Genomic DNA, 20,355 nt, shown 5'->3' with positions numbered 1-20,355 from the left:
CAAAGCCAAAGCCAAAGCCAAAGCCAAAGCCAAAGCCAAAGCCAAAGCCAAAGCCAAAGCCAAAGCCAAAGCCAAAGCCAAAGCCAAAGCCTTTCAGGGATTTTGTGGGAATGGGGACGGCTGAAAAATCGCAAAAGAATACCGACGCATTGCGCAATGCGTCGGTTTCAGCAGCACGCTAGCGCCGAGGTTGGCGTTTGCGTTGCTCCTCATCGGTAGGGATCGGTACAGGCTGCATGGGTGGCGGGACAAGCCCCAATGCCACAGCCAGGTCGTGGAGCCAGTTGAACAGATCGTTTCTCATAACTCCCCCTCACGGGTCATCTGCGCGCGAAGTACGGCGGCGGCGCTACAAACTCATCATAGCCCCATGTGCAGCATCACGCCCGGGTAAAAACTTCTCTATTGATTTCAGTCAGGCACGCAGGGCCACATCGGCATCATCGCTCACCCGCCCCTTCACCGCTTCCTGCACCGCTATCCAGGCACTCAGGTTGGCCCCGCACATGCCCTTGCGCCACATCAGCCAGGTGGTGGTCTGGTCGAACGGCGACTGCAACGGGTGCACCGTGACCCGTTCCCGGCCCGGCAGGCTTTCAAGCATCGAGGTCGCCATCAACGCCACACCCGCCCCGGCGATCACACAGGCCAGCATGCTGGGATACGATTCGATTTCCATCACCCGCCCCATCGCCGCACGATCATGGGCGTACCAGGCCTCCAGCCGCATGCGGTACGAGCATCCCTGGCGAAACGTGAACACCGCACGCCCAGCCACATCCCGGGCACTGTGCACCGGCGGGTGGTCGGCCTCGGTGAGCAGCACCAGGGTCTCCTCGCACAAGGGCACCCCGTCGAGCCCGGCCAGGGCCAGCGGTCCATCCACCAGCGCCGCGTCGAGACGCCCGCTGAGCAGGCCTTCGAGCAATTCGCCGCTGGGGGCGGTCTGCACCTGCAGGTTCACCGCCGGGTAAGCTCGGTGATAGCGCGCCAGCAGCTCAGGCAGATGAATGGCCGCTGAACTGTACATGCTGCCCAGCACGAAATTCCCCGCCGGCTCGCCCCCCTGAACCGCCGCAAAGGCTTCGTCATGCAACGCCAGCATGCGTGCGCTGTAGTCCAGCAGCACCTTGCCAGCCGGCGACAGCTGCAGGCGCTGGCGCTCTCGTCGAAACAGCTCCACACCCAGTTGCTCTTCCAGCTGTCGCAGGCGCGTGGACAGGTTGGAGGGCACGCGGTGCAGGCGCTCGGCCGCGCGGGTGATCGACCCCTCTTCGGCGACCGCCTGAAAGATGCGCAGTTGACTCAGCTCCACGGTAATTCTCCAAAGCAGAACAAGTTCCTCATCATTATTCAATTTTTATGAAAGTCAACCCGCAGTAGCCTGACGGTCAACGCTCATCGCACAGGAACCCCACCATGTCCTCGACAATGCGCCTGCTGGCCAGCTTCGTTGCCCTGATGATGGCCATGGGCATCGGCCGATTCGCCCTCACCCCGCAACTGCCGCACCTGATCAGCGAAGGCCAGATCAGCCTGACCGCCGCCGGGCTGGTAGCTGCCGCCAATTACCTGGGCTACCTGCTCGGCGCCCTCGACGCGATGTTCGCGCACCGCCCCGCCCAGGTGCGCAAACGCCTGCTGGCCGGGTTGTGGCTGTGTGTGCTGCTGACCCTGGCCTCGTTCTGGGCCCACGGGTTCTGGCCGCATATCGCGCTGCGCCTGGGCACCGGCATCGCCAGTGCGTGGGTGGTGGTGACGCTCACCGGCATGACTCAACACCTGGCCGCTCAAAGCCGGCAACCGCGCCTTGGCGCACTGGTGTTCGCCGGCCCTGGCATGGGTATCCTGCTCACGGGGATGCTGGCACTGGGCGCCAATCTGCAGGGCCTGGGTTCGGCACCGCTGTGGCTGATCTACGCCGCCGTGGCGCTGCTGATGCTGCTGGTGATCCAGCCCGCGCTGCCACACCCGCAACCAGTGCCCGCGCACAAGGCCACCGCGCAGGGTGCGACACCCGGCATCGGGCGGCTGGGGCTGATCTATGCACTGTACGGGGTGGGATACATCATTCCGGCCACTTTCATGTCACAGATGGCCAGCGCACGTTTTCACGGCCAGTGGCTGGCCGACCTGTTCTGGCCGGCCTTCGGCCTGGCTGCCGCCATGGGTGTGGTGCTGGTCAGCCTGCGCCGCCCGCACCACGGCAGCACGGCGCGCTGGCTGATGGCAACGTTGTGGCTGCAGGCCGCCGGGGTACTGGCCTGCCTGCTGGGCAGCGGCGCCGGCCTGGCGCTGGGTGTACTGCTGTGCGGCACGCCGTTTCTGGCCTGCATGCAGTTGGTGATGCAGCGCTCGCGCGAACTGGCCCCCCACGCCACCCACCGCAATGCCGGCCTGCTGACCACCTGCTTCGCCCTCGGCCAGCTCAGCGGCCCGCTGCTGGCGGCGTTGAGCAATCAGTTCAGCGCCAGCCTGCAACCGGCGCTGGTAGTGGCCGCCAGCGGCCTGATCATCGCCGGGGCCCTGCTGTTGCGCCCGGCTACTGGCCGAGCAGGCGCCGCAGACGCCTGCGTACCCACTGCTCGGCACTGACCAGGGTAATGCCCAGCAACACGCAGACGGCGCCCAGGATGAAGTTCAGGCTCAACGGCTCGCCCAGCAGCAACACGCCGAACGTCACCCCGAACAACGGGGTGATGAACGAGAACACCGCCAGGTTGGACGCCAGGTAGCGACGCAGCAGCCAGAACCAGGTCAGGTAGCTGAAGAACGACACCACCACCGCCTGGAACAGCACGCTGCTGATCGATGTGGCGGTCAGCGTCACATGGCCGACCTGCCCGGTCAGCACCGCGATCAGCAGCAGGCCGACGAAGCCGACCATCAGCTGGTAGAACAGGGTCAGGGTAGCCGGTGCCTCCGACAGGCGCGAAGCCCGCACCACGACGGTGGTCGCGCCCCAGGCCATGCCGGCCATCACGCCCATCGCATCGCCCAGCAGCATGCGCCCATCGAGGTTGTCCAGCGACAGTCCGCCGGCAAAGGCCACGGCAATGCCGGCGAACGCCAGCAGGATGCCGAGCCACTGCAGCGGGCGCAGGCGCTCGCTGGGCAGCATGAAGTGCAGCCCCAACGCAGTGAACACCGGCGCGGTGTAGAGGAACACCGACATGTGCGCCGCGGACGTCAGTTGCAGCCCTTCGGCTATCAGCAGAAACTCCAGGCCGAACAGCGAACCGGCCAGCAGACCGCCCTTCCAGGTGGTGCCCAGCTGTTCCCAGCCACCCCGCCAGCACATCAGCAACGCGACCATCAGTGCCGAGATGCCCGAGCGCGCGGCGGCCTGCATCACCGGTGCAATGTCCGGCGCGGCCCACTTGATCATGACCTGCTGGATGCCCCAGATCAGGCACAGGCCCAGCATGACCTGCAGAGCGAAGGTGTCGGTATTCTTACGAAGGGCGCTCAAGGGCGACCCCCATTATCGCGGCACGGCATGGCAGGCTCTCGGCAATAGTGGATCCAGCGCCGATTATCAGGGCCTGCTGCCAGCGATTACCAGCCCGATCAGGCGATTTGTGCCTTTGACGCCACTTCGTCGAAGGTCGCCTCATCCAGTGCATCAGCCTGCTCGTTCAACACCTGGCGCGGATGATCATTGCCCGGGATTGCGCTGTCGATAAGGCTGAGCAGGCGCGAGCCTCGTTGGGTAAGGACGAAGTTCTCGCCATTGCCCCCTTCCTCTTCAGGGCGCGTCTCGATAAAGCCGCGCTCGAACAACAGCTTCTCGTATTCGCAGGCCTTGGTCTTCAGATGATCAAGCTCCGGCACTGCATCGCCTTTGGCAGCCAGGCCGGCAGCATGCTGCTCGGCATACGGGCGCGGGGTAAAGCTGTGGCCGGCGCCGTTCTGCACTTCGTGCAGCAGGCGCTCCATCAGGTCCCAGTCATAGGTAGTGCTCATCGGTCCAACCTCCAGCAAGGGGATGTAAGGGTGTGACAGGCGCGCGCGGCAGCGGTTCGACTGAACTTTCCGGCCGGCACAGCCCTCCACCGAACACCTTCGCCCGTAATGGAACACGAGGTCCGACCATGAAAACGCTGATGAGCATCACCGCTGCCGCTGCCCTTCTATTTGCCGTGCCCACCTGGGCCTGCACGCTGGAAGAGGCCACGCAGAAGCGCGAGGAGCTGGCCAAGGAGGTCAGCAAACTGACGGAGCAGAACCCGCAGAAGGCCAAGGAGATCAATGAAGAACTACAGGGGATGAAGCTGGGAACCGAGAGCAAGGACCTGCCGGACAAATGCCAGCTGATCGACAAGCGCATGCAGGAACTGAAGGCGGCAGAGAAGAAAGTCTGAATCGAGGATGAGGCGTTCGCTGGCAAGACAGCTCCTGTAGGAGCCGGCCTTGCCGGCGAATAGGCCCTGCAACCTTACTCGGCAGCCGGTGCCGGCTTGCGCTTCTTCAGCGGTGCCATGCCGTCCTGGCTCACCAGGGAGGGAGCATTGGGCTTGGGCTTGGCGGTCGGCTTGCGTTTGGCCACCACCTTCTTGTCGGTCTTCTTGTCGGTCTTTTTCTTCTTGACCCCGGCGGCCTTGCCCGACGCCTTGACCTTCTTCGGCCCGGTATAGGTGCCTTTGACTTCCTTGATGGTGCGGCGCTCGAAGCTCTGCTTGAGGTAGCGCTCGATGCTCGACATCAGGTTCCAGTCACCATGGCAGATCAGCGACACTGCCAGACCTTCGTTGCCGGCGCGCCCGGTACGACCGATACGGTGTACATATTCGTCGCCGCTGCGCGGCATGTCGAAGTTGATCACCAGGTCCAGGCCGTCCACGTCCAGGCCACGGGCCGCGACGTCGGTCGCCACCAGCACCTTGGCGCCGCCCTGCTTGAGGCGCTCGATGGCCAGCTTGCGGTCCTTCTGGTCCTTGTCGCCGTGCAGCACGAATGCCTTGATGTCCTTGGCCACCAGGTGACCGTAGATACGGTCGGCCATCACCCGGGTATTGGTGAAGATGATTGCCTTCTGGTAGGTCTCGTTGGCCAGCAGCCACTGCACGATCTGTTCTTTGTGCTGGTTGTGGTCGGCGGTGATGATCTGCTGGCGGGTGCCGTCGTTGAGCTGGCTGACGGTGTTGAGCATCAGGTGCTCGGGGTCTTTGAGTACCTTGCCGATCATGTCGCGCAGGCCGGCACCGCCAGTGGTAGCCGAGAACAGCAGGGTCTGCTCGCGGTTCGCGCACTCGTTGCACAGACGCTCGACGTCTTCGGAAAAGCCCATGTCGAGCATGCGGTCGGCTTCGTCCAGCACCACCGCCTGCACATGTTCAAGGTGCAGGTTGCCGGCATTGAGGTGCTCGAGCATGCGCCCCGGGGTGCCGACCAGGATGTCCGGCACCTTGCGCAGCATGGCGGCCTGTTCCTTGAAGTCTTCACCACCGGTGATCATGCCGGCCTTGATGTAGGTGAACTGGGCGAAACGCTCGATTTCCTTGAGGGTCTGCTGGGCCAGCTCGCGGGTCGGCAGCAGCACCAGGGCACGGATCTCGACACGGCTCTGCTTCAGGTCCACCAGGCGGTTGAGCACGGGCAGCATGAAGGCGGCGGTCTTGCCGCTACCGGTTTTCGCCGTCACCCGCAGGTCACGCCCTTGCAGCGCCAGGGGGATGGCCGCCGCCTGCACAGGCGTGGGCTCGACAAAGTTCAGTGCGGCCACGGCTTTGAGCAGGCGTTCGTGCAGGGCGAATTGGGAAAACACGGGTGTACCTCGGGCAAGTGCAGAAATTCAGCCATATAGGGTAACGTTTTCCGGCGCTCACGCCGAATTTCTTTTGGCATTGTCACGACTTTCCGCGTTCTAATTGCACTTCCACTCTTTTTGCGGACACCTTTACTAAGGCATGGATATTCAATTGTTCTGGCAAAACGCCCTGGATCTGTGGGGCACCCTCGATCAGCACCCGCTGCTGCACGCCGGCCTGGGCCTGGCGGTACTGCTGCTGGCCGCCCTGGTACTGGGGCGTGTGGCACGCTTCATGATCCTGCACGCCGTCCGGCTGCTGAGCCGCCAGCCAGCCCTGCACTGGCTCAACGACCTGCTGCACAACAAGGTTTTCCAGCGCCTGGCGCAGATGGTGCCCTCGCTGGTGGTGCAGTTCGGCCTCAAGCTGGTGCCGGAGCTCAGCGCCACCAGCCAGCATTTTCTGGGCAACGTGGCGCTGGCGTTCACCATTCTGTTCCTGGTGCTGGCCATCAGTGCACTGCTCGATGCCCTGCTCGATATCTATGCCCGCACCGAACATGCGCGTACCCGTTCGATCAAGGGCTATGTGCAACTGGCCAAGATGGTGCTGTTCGTGTTCGGCGCGATCATCATCGTCGCCACCCTGATCGACCGCTCGCCGTTGTTGCTGCTGTCGGGCCTGGGTGCGATGTCGGCGGTGATCCTGCTGGTGTACAAGGACACCCTGCTGTCGTTCGTGGCCAGCGTGCAACTGACCAGCAACGACATGCTGCGCGTCGGCGACTGGATCGAGATGCCCCAGGTGGGCGCCGACGGCGACGTGGTGGACATCACCCTGCACACGGTCAAGGTGCAGAACTTCGACAAGACCATTGTCTCGATCCCCACCTGGCGCTTGATGTCCGAATCGTTCAAGAACTGGCGTGGCATGCAGCAGGCCGGCGGTCGGCGCATCAAGCGCAGCCTGTTCATCGATGCTGGCGGCGTGCGCTTTCTGACCGATGAAGAAGAGCAACGCCTGGGCAAGGTGCGCCTGCTCACCGACTACATGACCCGCAAGCGCAGCGAACTGCAGGCCTGGAACGAAGCCCAGGGCCCTGTGGCAGCACTGTCGGCCAACCGCCGGCGCATGACCAACATCGGCACCTTCCGCGCCTATGCCCTGGCGTACCTGAAAAGCCACCCGGACATCCAGCCGAACATGACCTGCATGGTGCGTCAGATGCAGACCACCGCCCAGGGCGTGCCCCTGGAAATCTACTGCTTCACCCGCACCACCGCCTGGGCCGATTATGAACGTATCCAGGGCGATATCTTCGACTACCTGCTGGCCGTGATGCCCGAGTTCGGTCTGGGCCTGTACCAGCAACCCAGCGGCAGCGACCTGCGCGCCGGGCTGCTACCGGCCGGTGCCGTTCGCGAGCAACGGGCGTTGAGCACCGAGTCGGCTGAGCCATAGCGAGGCCAGTATCACCGCACCACCGATGAACAGCCGGCCCAGCGGCTCGTGCTGGTTCCAGATCAGCAGGTTGAGCAACAGCCCGACCGGCACATGCAGGTTGTTCATCACCGCCAGGGTGCCGCCTGAAACCAGGCAGGCGCCCTTGTTCCACCAGTACAGCCCCAGCGCCGTCGGGCAAAATCCCAGAAACAGCAGCACCAGCCACTGCACGTCGGTGCTGGGCAGATGCTGCGCGTTGCCGAACAGCAGGAAGGCCGGCAGCACCACCAGCAGGGCGCCCAGGTAGAAGTAGCCGAAGCGTCGGTAGTGCGGCAGGTCACTGGGGTAACGGGCAACCAGGTGCTTGTACAGCACCTGACCGGCGGCATAGGTGAAGTTGGCCAGTTGCAGCAGCACAAAGCCCATGAAGAAGTCCGGGCTGATGCGGTCGAAGCGAATCACCGCTGCGCCCCCCACCGCCACCAGTGCGGCCACCAGTGCCCACGGGTTGAAGCGCCGGTTCAGGGCATCCTCGATCAGGGTCACGTGCAAGGGTGTAAGAATGGTGAACAGCAGCACTTCGGGCACGCTCAGCACACGAAAGCTCAAATACAGGCACACATAGGTGATGCCGAACTGCAACGCGCCGATCAGCAGCATGGCCCGCATGAAGCGCGGCTCGACCTTGCGCCAGCGGGTCAACGGCAAAAACACCAGGCCGGCCAGCAGTACCCGCGCCAGCACCGCGAAGTAGCTGTCGACATGCCCGGCCAGGTATTCGCCGATCAGGCTGAAGGAAAACGCCTGGATCAGCGCGACGATCAATAAGTAGCCCATGTATGCCCCCTGATATGCAGGCGGCGACCTTAGCGGTTGACCAACGGGCCGGCAACCGCTTTTGAAACGCCTGCACTCAAGGTGCCAGCAGGCTCAACGGGTCTGATCGGCCGTGATGAACTGGAAGCGTGCGGGGGTGGCGCCAGAGGGCAAGGTCACCGCGATGATCGGCACCAGGATGCCCGTCTGGCTGAAGAAGTCCCGCTGATCCGCCTGCGCCCCCGCCCTTCCGCTCGCGCTCCCGCCAATATAGAAGAAGGCTTCCATCGGCAATTGCCGACCGATGTTCTGCGGCCACAGGGCCATGCGCACTTCGTTCTGGATGCCGCCAAGGTTGGCGCCGGGCAGGTTTCTGGCACGCAGGCTCTGATAGAACGCGATGGCGCCTTCTTTGTTGAGTTCATCGCGAACATTGAAGCCGCACTGGCGTGCATTGATCCGGTTGGCGTTGTAATGCGCCAGCCATTGTTCGGCTGTACCGATGCCCTGCGCCCTGCACTCGCGACTCACCGTGGGATAACCGACATTCTGCCCGCACCCCTGCGATTCTCGCCTGTTGGAATCGGCGTCCACAGGAAACGAGCACAACACACGGGGCTTGTATTGATTGTTGGCGTACAAGATAGGCACGAAGATGAAGCCGTTAGTGTACCCATAGGCCAACCGACTGAACGCAGAGTCGGCGCGCAGGTAGGAGAACGACACGCCCGAGGCGGTAGGGTTCGGGTTCCACGAATGAAACGCCGGGCTGTTCTGCGTAGCGCGCATGAGGATGCCGCTGCACAGAAAGGCCGGCGCGCTGGAGGCGTTACAGTTCTGTCGGGTGTCGCGGTAACGTTCCTGCAGGTGGCGTGCAACCGTGGCTCCGGAAACAGCCGCCGTACCTGCACGGGACTGCAACGCAGCGGCCTGGACCGTTGGCGGCACCGAGCTTGCCTGCGCAACCTCGTCATTGGCAGGCTGCACCGGCGCCCGGTTGGCGCAGGCTGTCATCAGGCTGATCAACAGCAACAGTGTGAACGTGTTCAACATGGTGCCTCCCTGCGCTCGCGCCGGCTTTGAACCCTTGCTTGCGGGTCACGCCTTGCTTGGCGGGCGTTTCGCAGGTTTGTCAGGCACTTTCGCAGGTGCCTCTGACGCTTTTGCAGGTTTTTTCACCGGCACTTTCGCAGGGCCCTCAGGCGCCTTCGCAGATGCCGGGGGCACCTCCAGGCTCGGGATATAAAGCAGCCTGGAAAACTGCCAGTCCGAGCCCGTAACCGCTTCAAGCGCATAATTGAGCCACACTTGCTTGCCTCTGTTCTGCTGAAACCAGCTCAGTGGAATTTCAAACTGGGCAGTACCACCCGTCATGGGTTTCCACCCCAGGTCCTCATGCCCTGTCATGGTGAAACCTCTTAGACGAACCTTGTGTGAAGGTTGCCATTGGGGATAGGTAATCTGGACCCAGCGAGAACCGCGATCAAGTCTTGGCCGGGTCAATGGATCTAAACTTTGGCGTTCCACCGAAAAGTAACGACTCTGCGAAACCACCCAGGGTCCGCCATCCCTGCTCAGCGCGAAATTCACCTGTGCCGTTTGGCCGGAACTGCTGTACATCAGCGCTTTTGGACAAGAAGAGTACAGCGCTTCCGGCGGGTTACTGATGGGTTGCACGGGCAAATCGAAAATGATACCGGAAGGTTCGACAATTCTTACCCTGACCCTGTCACCGGGGTACATACCGGCTGATATAAGCGTCCTGACTGACAAAAAATCCGTATTGCTGCCGCAGTTGAAGATCGCCGATATCTTGAAATACTTTCTCGACGGGTCTTTGGGGTAATCGGGATGTGGAATCGAACAGTCGATCGTCGGGGCATCCCAGGCATATAGTTTGGACCCTACTTTAGCAGGCATAGGTACGCATCCTTATATCCGCGAGGCAAGTTACAAACTTTCACTGCGGAAAGTCTGTCCGTCACCTGTATATAAACAGATAGGAATTCAAGCGCGCACCTGACAAAACTGTCAGTTCTCTATAAACAATCAACCTGGCAATGACAAGTTTTATAACCACCCACAAAAAAGCCCGGTCAAACCAGTGTCTGACCGGGCAGGTACACCCAAAGGAGCAAAGGTGTCAGGCGGGGGGAAAATCGGTACGGCTCAAGCTACCGCAGCCAGCAGCGCCTTGGCCTGGTTCAGGCCTTTTTCGTGGAAGTCGCCGCCCATGTTCAGGCCCTCGGCGTGAATGAACGTCACCTCGTGAATGCCGATGAAGGCCATCACCTGGCGCAGGTAGGGCTCCTGATGGTCGCTACCGGCCCCGGCGTGGATACCGCCGCGGGCCGTCAGCACATAGGCGCGCTTGCCGGTCAGCAAGCCCTGCGGGCCGGTGGGGGTGTATTTGAAGGTGACGCCGGCACGCAGCACATGGTCGAGCCAGGCCTTCAGCGTACTGGGGATGGTGAAGTTGTACATCGGCGCCGCCAGCACCAGTACATCGGCGGCCAGCACTTCGTCGGTCAGTTCGTTGGAACGTGCCAGTGCCTGCACTTCTTCGGCGCTGCGCTGGGCTTCGGGCTTCATCCAGCCACCCAGCAGATGGCTGTCCAGGTGGGGTACCGGGTTCAATGCCAGGTCGCGCACGCTGATCTGGTCGGCCGGGTTGGCCGCCTGCCACTGGCTGATGAAATCACGGGTCAGCTGACGAGACACGGAGTCCTGCAGGCGGGCGCTGCTTTCGATGATCAGTACGCGGGACATGGGTTGCCTCCATCGGCAAGTTCGCTAAGTCGATGGAGGCAAGATTAGAGATTGACCTATCGATAAAAAAGCGTAAAAACTGGGTTAAATCTATCAGTTAACCTGTTTTATTGCGGTTTGCAGTCCAGCGCGATGCGCAGCTTGAGGATTTCGCGGTTGAATTTGGCCGTCACGTCGACGCTCTTTTTCGCCGGTACCTGTATGCGCCGTACCCTGGGGGCCTCCGGGCCGTTGCGGAAGGTGACCTTGCACGTCGCTGCCACATCGCCGTAGTTGTTCAGGCTGATCGAGCCGATGTCACGGTCGGTGTCGTAGGTGGTGTAGTCAAGCTTCACCCCGTCGGTGTTCTTGGTCACGTCGATGGGGTAGGCCAGGGCCGTCAGCGGCAGCAGGGCCAGCAGTGCAACACAGATTTTCTTCATAACGGCGCTCTCCATGAAAGTGCGCCAGCTTAGGACAACAGGAGCCGAAGATGAAAGCGCCGCGCGTTACCCTGGATCAGTGGCGGACTCTGCAGGCGGTGGTCGACCACGGCGGCTTTGCCCAGGCCGCCGAAGCCCTGCACCGCTCCCAATCGTCGGTGAGCTATACCGTGGCCCGCATGCAGGACCAGCTCGGCGTGCCGTTGCTGCGCATCGACGGGCGCAAGGCGGTGCTCACCGATGCCGGCAGCGTGCTGCTGCGCCGCTCGCGCCAGTTGGTCAAGCAGGCCAGCCAGCTCGAAGACCTCGCCCATCACATGGAGCAGGGTTGGGAAGCCGAGGTGCGCCTGGTGGTCGATGCCGCCTACCCCAATGCCCGACTGGTACGTGCCCTGAGTGCGTTCATGCCGCAAAGTCGCGGCTGCCGGGTGCGCCTGCGCGAGGAGGTGCTGTCAGGGGTCGAGGAAGTGCTGCACGAAGGGGTGGCGGACCTTGCCATCAGCGGCTTCAGCATCCCCGGCTACCTGGGCACCGAATTGAGCGCGGTGGAGTTCGTGGCCGTTGCACACCCCGAGCACAGCCTGCACCGCCTGGGCCGCGAGCTCAGTTTCCAGGACCTGGAGAGCCAGTTGCAGGTGGTGATCCGCGACTCTGGCCGGGCACAACCGCGGGATGTGGGCTGGCTGGGCGCCGAACAGCGCTGGACGGTCGGCAGCCTGGCCACCGCCGCCACCTTCGTCAGCAGCGGCCTGGGCTTTGCCTGGCTGCCACGCCACCTGATCGAGCGCGAACTGCGCGAAGGCGTGCTCAAGCCACTGCCGCTGGACCAGGGTGGCAGCCGTCACCCGCTGTTCTACCTTTACTCGAACAAGGACAAACCCCTGGGCCCGGCCACGCAGATCCTCATCGAGTTGCTGCGCAACTTCGACACTGCGCCGCTGGACGTGCCCTTCGCCGCCCCCGCCCAAGCCTGACAGGTAACGCCCATGGCCTATTTCGAACATGAAGGTTGCACCCTGCATTACGAGGAATATGGCCAGGGCGAGCCCCTGGTACTGCTGCACGGCCTGGGCTCGAGCTGCCAGGACTGGGAATACCAGGTACCGGAGCTGGCCCGTCAGTACCGCGTGATCCTGCTCGATGTGCGCGGCCACGGGCGCTCCGACAAGCCTCGCGAGCGCTACAGCATCGCCGGCTTCAGCGCCGACCTGCTGGCCCTGCTGGAGCACCTGAACACCGGCCCGGTGCACCTGGCTGGCCTGTCGATGGGCGGCATGATCGGCTTCCAGTTTGCCGTCGACCATCCCCACCGGTTGCGCAGCCTGTGCATCGTCAACAGCGCACCCGAGCTCAAGCTGCGCAGCCGCGACGATTACTGGCAATGGTTCAAGCGCTGGAGCCTGGCCCGCCTGCTGAGCCTGGAGACCATCGGCAAAGGCCTGGCCGCACGCCTGTTTCCCAAGCCGGAGCAGGCCGAGTTGCGACGCAAGATGGCCGAGCGCTGGGCGCGCAACGACAAGCGTGCGTACCTGGCCAGCTTCGATGCCATCGTCGGCTGGGGGGTACAGGAACGCCTGGGCCAGATCCGCTGTCCTACGCTGGTCATCAGCGCCGACCACGATTACACCCCGATACAGCTCAAGCAGCGCTACGTCGCGCTTATTCCTCAAGCTCGACTGGCGGTCATCGACGATTCACGGCACGCTACACCGCTGGATCAACCCCGGCTGTTCAACCAGACCCTGCTGCAGTTTCTGGCAACGGCTTCAACCACTTCTCAAGGATCATTGAGTTCATGCTGAAAAAACTTCTGCTTGGCGCCTGCTCGGTCGTCTTCGCCACCAGCCTGATGGCTGCCGAAAAAGCCCCGCACGTACTGCTCGACACCAGCTTCGGCCAGATCGAAGTGGAACTGGACCCGGTCAAGGCGCCCATCTCGACCAAGAACTTCCTCGAGTATGTCGACAGCGGCTTCTACACCAACACCATCTTCCACCGCGTGATCCCGGGCTTCATGGTCCAGGGCGGCGGCTTCACCGCGCAGATGCAACAGAAGTCGACCAAGGACCCGATCCGCAACGAGGCCAGCAACGGCCTGCACAACACCCGCGGCACCCTGTCGATGGCCCGCACATCCAACCCGAACTCGGCCACCAGCCAGTTCTTCATCAACGTGGCCGACAACGCCTTCCTCGATCCGGGCCGCGATGCCGGCTACGCCGTGTTCGCCAAGGTGGTCAAGGGTATGGACGTGGTCGACCAGATCGTCAACTCGCCGACCACGCGCAAGAACGGCATGGCCGATGTACCGGCCGATCCCGTACTGATCAAGTCCGCCAAACGCATTGACTGAGCCCGTGTTCACAGGGACGTGAACCACGACCGGCCCGGTCGAGTCAGACAGGAGTTAGAGTTTTGAGGTTGTATCGCTATTTCGAAAAGCTGATCGATATCTTTCGCGAAGCACCGACCGCATCGCCGCCGGGCAAGGTCCTGCCGTTCTATTTCTACTACCTGCGCCAGGTGTGGCCCAGCTTTGCCGCACTGCTGGTGGTGGGGCTGGTGGCTTCGCTCATCGAAGTGGCGCTGTTCAGTTACCTGAGCCGCATCATCGACCTGGCCCAGGGCACGCCAAACCCCGATTTCTTCAGCGATCACGCCAGCGAGCTGATCTGGATGGTGGTGGTCACGCTGCTGCTGCGCCCGCTGTTCTTCGGCCTGCACGACCTGCTGGTGCACCAGACCATCAGCCCGGGCATGACCAGCATGATCCGCTGGCAGAACCACACCCATGTGCTCAAGCAGAGCCTCAATTTCTTCCAGAGCGATTTTGCCGGGCGCATCGCCCAGCGCATCATGCAGACCGGCAACTCGCTGCGCGATTCGGCCGTGCAGGCGGTGGACGCCCTGTGGCACGTGCTGATCTACGCGATCAGCTCGCTGGTGCTGTTCGCCGAGGCCGACTGGCGCCTGATGCTGCCCCTGACCGTCTGGATCTTCGCCTACATCGGCGCACTGTGCTATTTCGTGCCCAGGGTCAAGGAGCGCTCGGTGGTGTCATCGGATGCGCGCTCCAAGCTGATGGGCCGCATTGTCGATGGCTACACCAACATCGCCACCCTCAAGCTGTTCGCCCACACCGACTTCGAGCGCCAGTACGCCCGCGAAGCGATTCGCGAGCAGACCGAAAAGACCCAGCTGGCCTCGCGGGTGATCACCAGCATGGATGTGGTCATCACCAGCCTCAACGGGCTGCTGATCGTCACCACCACCGGCCTGGCGCTGTGGCTGTGGAGCCAGTCGCTGATCACCGTGGGCGCCATCGCCCTGGCCACCGGCCTGGTGATCCGCATCGTCAACATGTCGGGCTGGATCATGTGGGTGGTCAACGGCATCTTCGAGAACATCGGCATGGTGCAGGATGGCCTCAAGACCATCGCCCAGCCGGTCACCGTCACCGATCCGCCAGATGCTCCGGCGCTCAAGGTCGATCGCGGCGCGGTGCGCTTCGACAACGTCGACTTTCATTACGGTCAGGGCAGCCGGATCATCAGCAACCTGACCCTGGACATTCGCCCCGGCGAGAAGATCGGCCTGATCGGCCCCTCGGGCGCCGGCAAGTCCACCCTGGTCAACCTGCTGCTGCGCCTGTACGACCTGGAAAGTGGCCGTATCCTGATCGACGGCCAGGACATTGCCCAGGTGAGCCAGGCCAGCCTGCGCGCACAGATCGGCATGATCACCCAGGACACCTCGCTGCTGCACCGCTCGATTCGCGACAACCTGCTGTATGGCCGGCCGGATGCGACAGAAGAGGAGTTGTGGGAGGCGGTGCGCCGGGCGCGGGCCGATGAGTTCATCCCTCAGCTGTCCGATGCCCAGGGGCGCACCGGTTTCGATGCGCATGTGGGCGAGCGTGGCGTGAAACTGTCCGGCGGCCAGCGCCAGCGCATCGCGATTGCGCGGGTGCTGCTCAAGAATGCGCCGATCCTGATCATGGACGAAGCCACTTCGGCGCTGGATTCGGAAGTGGAGGCAGCCATCCAGGAGAGCCTGGAGACCCTGATGCAGGGCAAGACGGTGATCGCCATTGCGCACCGCCTGTCGACCATCGCGCGGATGGACCGGCTGGTGGTGCTGGAGCAGGGGCGGATTGCCGAGATGGGCACCCATGCCGAACTGCTGGCGCACCAGGGGCTGTACGCACGGCTGTGGCATCACCAGACGGGTGGGTTTGTCGGGGTCGATTGAACACCGCGGCGACGGTATCGCGGGTCAAGCCCGCTCCCACAGGGATTTCACTGCGCCTGCGAGAGCGGGCTTGGCGTTCAGACTTGCCTGAAGGGCAGCGCCGTACGCGCCTCCTCGGCATACCCCAGCACCCCCACCCGCTCCTGCGCCAGAAAGTCCTGCACGGCCGCCTTCAACCCCGGATGCAGCAGGTAATGCCAGGACCGCGTGATCACCGGTTCGAACCCGCGAATCAGCTTGTGCTCGCCCTGCGCCCCGGCATCGAAACGCTGCAACCCTTCGGCAATGGCAACGTCCATGCCCTGATAGAAGCACGTCTCGAAATGCAACCGGTCGAACTCCGCCAGGCAGCCCCAGTAGCGCCCATACAGGCTGTCACCGCCCACCAGGCTGAACGCCATCGCCACCGCCCGCCCGCCCTGATGCGCCATCACCACGCGGATCGACGCGGGCATGCGTTCGGCCAGCAGGCTGAAAAACGCCCGGGTAAGGTACGGGGCACGGCGGCGCACGGCGTAGGTGTTGGCATAGCATGCGTACACGAAATCCCACTGCGCCTCACTCAGCTCATGGCCGTGGTACCACTGAAACTCGATACCCTGCCCCGCCACCTGCTCGCGTTCCTTGCGCATCTGCTTGCGCTTGCGCGAACTGAGGCTGTCGAGAAAATCCTGGAAGTCCCGATAACCCTGGTTGCGCCAGTGAAACTGACACCCCAGGCGCTCCATCCAGCCCGCACGCCCACGCAATACTTCGTCGCTGGCCGGGTCGGTGAAGTTCACGTGCAGGCCCGACAGCCCCTGTTCGAGCAGGGCATCGCTGACGCCGTCGATCAGCTCACCCGCCGCCTGCGCATCACCCAGCAGGCGCGCGCCGCTGACCGGTGAAAACGGCACCGCACACAGCAGCTTGGGGTAGTAGTCGATACCGGCGCGGTCGCAGGCGTCGGCCCAGCCGTGATCGAACACGTACTCGCCGAACGAATGGGTCTTCACGTAGGCCGGCATGGCCGCCCGTACCTGGCCCTGAGTGTCGGTCAGGACCTGGTGGGCCGGCGCCCAACCGGTGCGCGGGGTGACGCTGGCGCTGTCTTCCAGGCTGCGCAGGAAGGCTTGGCGCAGGAACGGCTGGGCATCCGGCACCAGGGCATCCCAGGTGGCGGCGTCGATATCGGCAAGGTGCGGCAGAATTGAGATGGGCATGCGCGCAGTCTGCCCCCTCGTGCGAGCAAAAAAAAGCCCCGCAGGTGCGGGGCGAAGATCTAACGGATGAAGGAGTGTGTTGCAGGGGTAACGCTTAGAACACGTACTGCGCGCGCATCACGAAACCGTCGCCGCTGTCGTCGCCGGCAGCGTTCTGCGCGTTGTCGGTCTTGGCCTTGACGTACACGCCGCTGAGCTTGATCGACTCGTTGGCGTACCAGTTCACACCCAGGTTGTGCACTTTGGCTTCCACGTCACCGATGTCGGCAAATGCGCCGTTGTTGTCGTCGACGCTCAGGTGGTCGTAGCGGTAGAACACTTCCCACGCACCAATCTGCTTGTTGGAAGGCTTGATGCTGTCGAACTTGCCGAGTTTGTAGCCACGCGCTTCACCGGTGATGGTGTAGGCCACCTGGCCGTAGTAACCCTTGGCCTTGATGTCGGAGAAGGCCGAGTCGTCTGCCTGAACATCACGCTTGATGTACTCGCCCTGCACCGAGAACGGGCCCAGCGCGTAGGCGGCTTCCAGGCCCCAGGCCTTGTCGGTGTCGTAGGCACCGGCCGGGGTGGTGGCGTTGCCGCCCAGCACCAGGCGGTTGCCGTTGTTGCCGGCGTCCTGGCCACCGTCGGTGCTCACCCCACGCATGCCCAGGCGGCTGCGGATACGGCCGTCGAACGCGGTGTCGGAAAGGTCGCGCTGGGCGTAGTTCAGGCCAACGTGCAGTACGTTGCCGGCCTCGTGCATCGGTGCGAACACACCGCGCAGGTTGAACTGCTTGGAGCTGTCGCCGTCCTTGTCCTGGTTGGTGGCGTCCTTGGCGAACAGGCCGGCCGAACCGTACAGCGAGTCACCGGCGTTACCCGATGCCTGGATACCGAAGCCGCCGTTGTGCGAGTTGGTCCAGTCCACCAGGTCGTAGGCAGCGGTTCGCTCCTGGGCAGTCACCCACTTGGAGCTGGTGGCTTTTTCCAGGCCGAACTCGGGGTCGAAGCGACCGACCTTGATCGATACCGGCTTGAAGCCGTTGTAGGCCAGCGACGCTTCGTCGAAGTAACCGTCTTCGGAACGGTTGTCGCCACCGGAGTTATGCGAGAAGTCGTAGGCGATCTGGTAGGCCCAGTCGGTGTACATCACACCGCCCAGTTCCAGGTAGGCACGGCGGAAGTAGCCCGCATCGGCGGTATCGCCGTTCTTGGTGTAGAAACCGTCGAAGCGGCTGTAGTCGGCCTGGACCCGGCCACCCAGCTTGAAGCTGAATTCCTTGTCAGCGGTAGCGACCTCCAGGCCACCCTTGGTCTTGACTACGATATCGGCGCCGTCAGTAGTCACGGTGCCCGCGAAAGCCTGGGCGGTAACGGCCATTGCCAAGGCGCTGGCTGCGAAACCTGCGAAGTGCTTACGGATCATCGAAGGAACTCCCCTACGTTCATAACGTTTATGGTCTTGATTACGTTGAAAAAACACGCGGCTCAGGCCACTTGTGCTGGGGACGAATCTTGGCGGGGGGTTATTTCAGATCAGTGGCTGTTAGATAAATATTTAGTGACAGGGGAACTTTTTACTTCGAATGTGAATAAGACAATCAGCCCCGTTGCAGGGCTGGTTGCGGGGTTTCAGCGCGTTGCCCGGCGCTCGGCGGCCAGCCGCGCCGCAAGGGCATCGGCCCCCTCAACAGGCGCCGGCGGCAGCGCCTTGAGGGTTGCCTGGGCCAGGCGCAACTGCTTGATGAAGCGACGACAATTGCGACAGAACAGCAGGTGCTGGCGCGTCATCAGGCGCTCGCCCAGGGTCAGTTGCCCGTCCAGGTAATCACTGGAGCAGGCGACCAGTTGCTTGCAGTTCAGCATTGGCCGGTGTCCTCGAAATGTTCCAGGGTCGCGAAGACCTTGAGGCGTGCACGGTGCAGCAGCACACGTACATTGGAGAGCGACAGGTCGAGCAGATTACAGATTTCCACCAGTTCGAGGCCCTGGCGCTCACGCAACAACAGCACACTGCTCTGCAGTTGCGACAGGCTGAGCAGGGTGTGCTCCAGGCATTCGCGCAACTGCTCCTGGCTGAGCAGGGCCTCGGGGCTGTCTTCGTGCCATGCCGAAGGCGCCAGCAGCCAGTGACCGTCGCTGGCAAAACGCGCGTCGTCGATGCTGCCATGGGGGGCCGGCAGGTCGTCGAGCAGCACCTCGCGGCGGTTTTGCCGGTAACGGGTCTTGGCCGTATTGGCGGTGATGGTCAGCAGCCAGGTCTTGAGGCTGGAGCGGCGCTGGAAGCCCGCCAGACCGCGTACCGCCGCCAGCCAGGCATCCTGCACCACCTCGTCGGCGCCACGTTCGCCGACGATGGCATAGGCCACCGCGCGCATGGCGCCCTGGCAGGTCTGAACCAGTTCGGCGAACGCGCGCTGCTCTCCCGCCAGCAGGCGGTCGAGCAAACGCTGTTCGTCAGCCGTCACTGGCGTGGGCGATCAACGTTTGCGCAGGATCACGCTGCCGATCGAGTAGCCGGCACCGAACGAACTGAGCACCCCGAGGGCACCCTTGGGCAGGTCGTCCTGATGCTTGTGCAGCGCGATCACCGAGCCGGCCGAACTGGTGTTGGCGTAGGTATCTAGAATCACCGGGGCCTCCTCGACCAGCGCGTCGCGGCCCAGCAGCTTCTTGACGATCAGGTGGTTCATGCTCAGGTTGGCCTGGTGCAGCCAGAAGCGCTTGACGTCACTGACGTTGAGGTTGTTTTCGCTCAGGTGCTGGCCGATCAGCTCGGCCACCATCGGGCACACCTCGCGGAACACCTTGCGGCCTTCCTGCACGAACAGCTTGTCCGGCGCACCGATACCCTCTTCCGCCGCGCGGTTGAGGAAGCCGAAGTTGTTGCGGATGTTGTTGGAGAACTGGGTCAGCAGCTTGGTGCTGACGATATCGAACTGGTGCGCAGAGGTAGCGAGGTCGGCACGTTCGACCAGCACCGCCGTGGCGGCGTCGCCGAAGATGAAGTGGCTGTCACGGTCACGGAAGTTCAGGTGGCCGGTGCAGATCTCGGGGCTGATCACCAGCACCGAACGGGCCTGCCCCAGTTGCACGCTGTTGCAGGCGACCTGAATGCCGAAGGTCGCCGACGAACACGCCACGTTCATGTCGAAACCGAAACCGGCGATGCCCAAAGCCTGCTGCACTTCGATGGCGATGGCCGGGTAAGGGCGCTGCAGGTTGGAGCAGGCGACGATGACCGCGTCGACATCGGCTGCGGTGCGCCCGGCACGCGCCAGGGCCTGTTCGGCGGCTGCCACGCCCATCTGGCAGAGGATCGACGGCTCGTCGTTGCTACGCTCCGGCAGGCGCGGCTTCATGCGCTGCGGATCGAGGATGCCGGCCTTGTCCATCACGAAGCGGCTCTTGATGCCCGAGGCCTTCTCGATGAACGCAGCGCTCGACTCGGCCAGTGCCTGCACTTCGCCCCGTTCGATGGCAGCGGCATTGTCGGCGTTGAACTGCTGCACATAGGTGTTGAAAGACTCGACCAGCTCTTCGTTGGAAATGCTGTTGGCCGGGGTGTACAGGCCGGTGCCGCTGATGACGACGTTATGCACGGTCGTTCCTCTGTTCGGGGCCGCTGCCTGCCGGGCAACGGCCTGTTCTGTCGGTCAAATGGCACGAAAGTACCAATTAATACAGGCAATGCACCCGGCAAGCGGGGCAGTACGCTGT

22 protein-coding genes are annotated in these 20,355 nt (G+C 63.0%); 7 read left to right on the top strand and 15 right to left on the bottom strand.

Features of this window, described 5'->3' with window-relative positions:
- Window positions 1–178: 178 nt before the first annotated feature.
- On the bottom strand, window positions 179–304 hold the full coding sequence (locus NJH59_RS25540; RefSeq protein ID WP_286900691.1) for a PA1414 family protein: 126 nt from the start codon (window positions 302–304) through the stop codon (window positions 179–181).
- A 111-nt stretch (window positions 305–415) separates the two neighbouring features.
- Window positions 416–1,315, bottom strand: a complete 900-nt coding sequence (locus tag NJH59_RS20575) for a LysR family transcriptional regulator (protein ID WP_116053174.1) — start codon at window positions 1,313–1,315, stop codon at window positions 416–418.
- Window positions 1,316–1,419: 104 nt separating this feature from the next.
- Between NJH59_RS20575 and NJH59_RS20570 the strand changes: the two genes are divergently transcribed.
- On the top strand, window positions 1,420–2,595 hold the full coding sequence (locus NJH59_RS20570; protein ID WP_116053171.1) for an MFS transporter: 1,176 nt from the start codon (window positions 1,420–1,422) through the stop codon (window positions 2,593–2,595).
- Here the strand turns inward: NJH59_RS20570 and NJH59_RS20565 are convergent.
- Complete coding sequence (locus tag NJH59_RS20565; protein WP_043864141.1) at window positions 2,543–3,472, bottom strand: DMT family transporter; 930 nt, start codon at window positions 3,470–3,472, stop codon at window positions 2,543–2,545. The genes NJH59_RS20570 and NJH59_RS20565 overlap by 53 nt on opposite strands.
- A gap of 98 nt (window positions 3,473–3,570) precedes the next feature.
- The gene (locus NJH59_RS20560) at window positions 3,571–3,966 is read right to left on the bottom strand and encodes a hypothetical protein (protein ID WP_043864142.1); all 396 of its coding nucleotides are present in this window, start codon (window positions 3,964–3,966) and stop codon (window positions 3,571–3,573) included.
- Between the two features lie 128 nt (window positions 3,967–4,094).
- Here NJH59_RS20560 and NJH59_RS20555 point away from each other — a divergent pair, with 128 nt between their 5' ends.
- Entirely contained in the window at window positions 4,095–4,364 is a 270-nt protein-coding gene (locus NJH59_RS20555) for a hypothetical protein (protein ID WP_043864143.1), read from the top strand.
- 74 nt (window positions 4,365–4,438) lie between these two features.
- Here the strand turns inward: NJH59_RS20555 and NJH59_RS20550 are convergent, their stop codons facing one another.
- Window positions 4,439–5,767: a DEAD/DEAH box helicase gene (locus NJH59_RS20550; RefSeq protein ID WP_043864144.1), complete on the bottom strand. Its 1,329-nt coding sequence runs from the start codon at window positions 5,765–5,767 to the stop codon at window positions 4,439–4,441.
- A gap of 142 nt (window positions 5,768–5,909) precedes the next feature.
- On the opposite strand from NJH59_RS20550, the gene NJH59_RS20545 reads away from it, so the two are divergent.
- Window positions 5,910–7,211: a mechanosensitive ion channel family protein gene (locus NJH59_RS20545; RefSeq protein ID WP_043864145.1), complete on the top strand. Its 1,302-nt coding sequence runs from the start codon at window positions 5,910–5,912 to the stop codon at window positions 7,209–7,211.
- Here NJH59_RS20545 and NJH59_RS20540 read toward each other — a convergent pair.
- From NJH59_RS20540 to NJH59_RS20520, 5 genes are all read right to left on the bottom strand, one after another.
- Window positions 7,152–8,030: a carboxylate/amino acid/amine transporter gene (locus tag NJH59_RS20540; RefSeq protein ID WP_123753015.1), complete on the bottom strand. Its 879-nt coding sequence runs from the start codon at window positions 8,028–8,030 to the stop codon at window positions 7,152–7,154. The two genes, NJH59_RS20545 and NJH59_RS20540, sit on opposite strands and share 60 nt — an antisense overlap.
- A 93-nt stretch (window positions 8,031–8,123) precedes the next feature.
- Window positions 8,124–9,062 carry a hypothetical protein gene (locus NJH59_RS20535; RefSeq protein WP_054914938.1) on the bottom strand — a complete coding sequence of 313 codons (939 nt, stop codon included), beginning with the start codon at window positions 9,060–9,062 and terminating at the stop codon, window positions 8,124–8,126.
- A gap of 45 nt (window positions 9,063–9,107) precedes the next feature.
- Window positions 9,108–9,929, bottom strand: coding sequence for a hypothetical protein (locus tag NJH59_RS20530; RefSeq protein ID WP_253087244.1), 822 nt, complete (start codon window positions 9,927–9,929; stop codon window positions 9,108–9,110).
- 249 nt (window positions 9,930–10,178) lie between these two features.
- The gene (locus NJH59_RS20525; protein ID WP_054914940.1) at window positions 10,179–10,778 is read right to left on the bottom strand and encodes an FMN-dependent NADH-azoreductase; all 600 of its coding nucleotides are present in this window, start codon (window positions 10,776–10,778) and stop codon (window positions 10,179–10,181) included.
- A gap of 107 nt (window positions 10,779–10,885) precedes the next feature.
- Entirely contained in the window at window positions 10,886–11,200 is a 315-nt protein-coding gene (locus NJH59_RS20520; protein ID WP_043864149.1) for a hypothetical protein, read from the bottom strand.
- 50 nt (window positions 11,201–11,250) lie between these two features.
- On the opposite strand from NJH59_RS20520, the gene NJH59_RS20515 reads away from it, so the two are divergent.
- From NJH59_RS20515 to NJH59_RS20500, 4 genes are all read left to right on the top strand, one after another.
- Window positions 11,251–12,174, top strand: coding sequence for a LysR family transcriptional regulator (locus NJH59_RS20515; protein ID WP_043864150.1), 924 nt, complete (start codon window positions 11,251–11,253; stop codon window positions 12,172–12,174).
- 12 nt (window positions 12,175–12,186) lie between these two features.
- Window positions 12,187–13,002, top strand: coding sequence for an alpha/beta hydrolase (locus NJH59_RS20510; protein ID WP_253087243.1), 816 nt, complete (start codon window positions 12,187–12,189; stop codon window positions 13,000–13,002).
- Window positions 12,996–13,553: a peptidylprolyl isomerase gene (locus NJH59_RS20505; protein WP_196932143.1), complete on the top strand. Its 558-nt coding sequence runs from the start codon at window positions 12,996–12,998 to the stop codon at window positions 13,551–13,553. The genes NJH59_RS20510 and NJH59_RS20505 overlap by 7 nt, the downstream gene beginning before the upstream one ends.
- Window positions 13,554–13,621: 68 nt before the next feature.
- Entirely contained in the window at window positions 13,622–15,451 is a 1,830-nt protein-coding gene (locus NJH59_RS20500; protein ID WP_196932161.1) for an ABC transporter ATP-binding protein, read from the top strand.
- 77 nt (window positions 15,452–15,528) lie between these two features.
- Here NJH59_RS20500 and NJH59_RS20495 read toward each other — a convergent pair whose 3' ends face one another.
- The 5 genes from NJH59_RS20495 to NJH59_RS20475 form a co-directional block, all read right to left on the bottom strand.
- A complete protein-coding gene (locus NJH59_RS20495) occupies window positions 15,529–16,653 on the bottom strand; it encodes a GNAT family N-acetyltransferase (protein ID WP_253087242.1) in 1,125 nt (374 codons plus the stop codon).
- Between the two features lie 94 nt (window positions 16,654–16,747).
- A complete protein-coding gene (locus tag NJH59_RS20490) occupies window positions 16,748–18,061 on the bottom strand; it encodes a porin (protein ID WP_043864155.1) in 1,314 nt (437 codons plus the stop codon).
- A 206-nt stretch (window positions 18,062–18,267) separates the two neighbouring features.
- The gene (locus tag NJH59_RS20485) at window positions 18,268–18,501 is read right to left on the bottom strand and encodes an anti-sigma factor (RefSeq protein ID WP_253087241.1); all 234 of its coding nucleotides are present in this window, start codon (window positions 18,499–18,501) and stop codon (window positions 18,268–18,270) included.
- Window positions 18,495–19,103 carry a sigma-70 family RNA polymerase sigma factor gene (locus tag NJH59_RS20480; protein WP_043864157.1) on the bottom strand — a complete coding sequence of 203 codons (609 nt, stop codon included), beginning with the start codon at window positions 19,101–19,103 and terminating at the stop codon, window positions 18,495–18,497. The genes NJH59_RS20485 and NJH59_RS20480 overlap by 7 nt, the downstream gene beginning before the upstream one ends.
- Before the next feature lie 12 nt (window positions 19,104–19,115).
- On the bottom strand, window positions 19,116–20,237 hold the full coding sequence (locus tag NJH59_RS20475; RefSeq protein WP_043864158.1) for a beta-ketoacyl-ACP synthase III: 1,122 nt from the start codon (window positions 20,235–20,237) through the stop codon (window positions 19,116–19,118).
- Window positions 20,238–20,355: the final 118 nt, after the last annotated feature.

Source organism: Pseudomonas sp. VE 267-6A (genome assembly GCF_024126555.1).
In the GTDB taxonomy this organism is placed as follows: domain Bacteria; phylum Pseudomonadota; class Gammaproteobacteria; order Pseudomonadales; family Pseudomonadaceae; genus Aquipseudomonas; species Aquipseudomonas palmensis.
The sequence above is the reverse complement of the archived record's forward strand: the minus strand, read 5'-3'. Positions and strand labels throughout refer to the sequence as shown.

What these genes read in the sequence shown, in the direction of transcription:
- NJH59_RS25540 (WP_286900691.1), bottom strand. Translation starts at nt 304, where the DNA reads ATGAGAAACGATCTGTTCAACTGGCTCCACGACCTGGCTGTGGCATTG.
- NJH59_RS20525 (WP_054914940.1), bottom strand. Translation starts at nt 10,778, where the DNA reads ATGTCCCGCGTACTGATCATCGAAAGCAGCGCCCGCCTGCAGGACTCC.
- NJH59_RS20515 (WP_043864150.1), top strand. Translation starts at nt 11,251, where the DNA reads ATGAAAGCGCCGCGCGTTACCCTGGATCAGTGGCGGACTCTGCAGGCG.
- NJH59_RS20535 (WP_054914938.1), bottom strand. Translation starts at nt 9,062, where the DNA reads ATGTTGAACACGTTCACACTGTTGCTGTTGATCAGCCTGATGACAGCC.
- NJH59_RS20545 (WP_043864145.1), top strand. Translation starts at nt 5,910, where the DNA reads ATGGATATTCAATTGTTCTGGCAAAACGCCCTGGATCTGTGGGGCACC.
- NJH59_RS20555 (WP_043864143.1), top strand. Translation starts at nt 4,095, where the DNA reads ATGAAAACGCTGATGAGCATCACCGCTGCCGCTGCCCTTCTATTTGCC.
- NJH59_RS20510 (WP_253087243.1), top strand. Translation starts at nt 12,187, where the DNA reads ATGGCCTATTTCGAACATGAAGGTTGCACCCTGCATTACGAGGAATAT.
- NJH59_RS20495 (WP_253087242.1), bottom strand. Translation starts at nt 16,653, where the DNA reads ATGCCCATCTCAATTCTGCCGCACCTTGCCGATATCGACGCCGCCACC.
- NJH59_RS20570 (WP_116053171.1), top strand. Translation starts at nt 1,420, where the DNA reads ATGTCCTCGACAATGCGCCTGCTGGCCAGCTTCGTTGCCCTGATGATG.
- NJH59_RS20490 (WP_043864155.1), bottom strand. Translation starts at nt 18,061, where the DNA reads ATGATCCGTAAGCACTTCGCAGGTTTCGCAGCCAGCGCCTTGGCAATG.
- NJH59_RS20560 (WP_043864142.1), bottom strand. Translation starts at nt 3,966, where the DNA reads ATGAGCACTACCTATGACTGGGACCTGATGGAGCGCCTGCTGCACGAA.
- NJH59_RS20540 (WP_123753015.1), bottom strand. Translation starts at nt 8,030, where the DNA reads ATGGGCTACTTATTGATCGTCGCGCTGATCCAGGCGTTTTCCTTCAGC.
- NJH59_RS20505 (WP_196932143.1), top strand. Translation starts at nt 12,996, where the DNA reads ATGCTGAAAAAACTTCTGCTTGGCGCCTGCTCGGTCGTCTTCGCCACC.
- NJH59_RS20520 (WP_043864149.1), bottom strand. Translation starts at nt 11,200, where the DNA reads ATGAAGAAAATCTGTGTTGCACTGCTGGCCCTGCTGCCGCTGACGGCC.
- NJH59_RS20530 (WP_253087244.1), bottom strand. Translation starts at nt 9,929, where the DNA reads ATGCCTGCTAAAGTAGGGTCCAAACTATATGCCTGGGATGCCCCGACG.
- NJH59_RS20485 (WP_253087241.1), bottom strand. Translation starts at nt 18,501, where the DNA reads ATGCTGAACTGCAAGCAACTGGTCGCCTGCTCCAGTGATTACCTGGAC.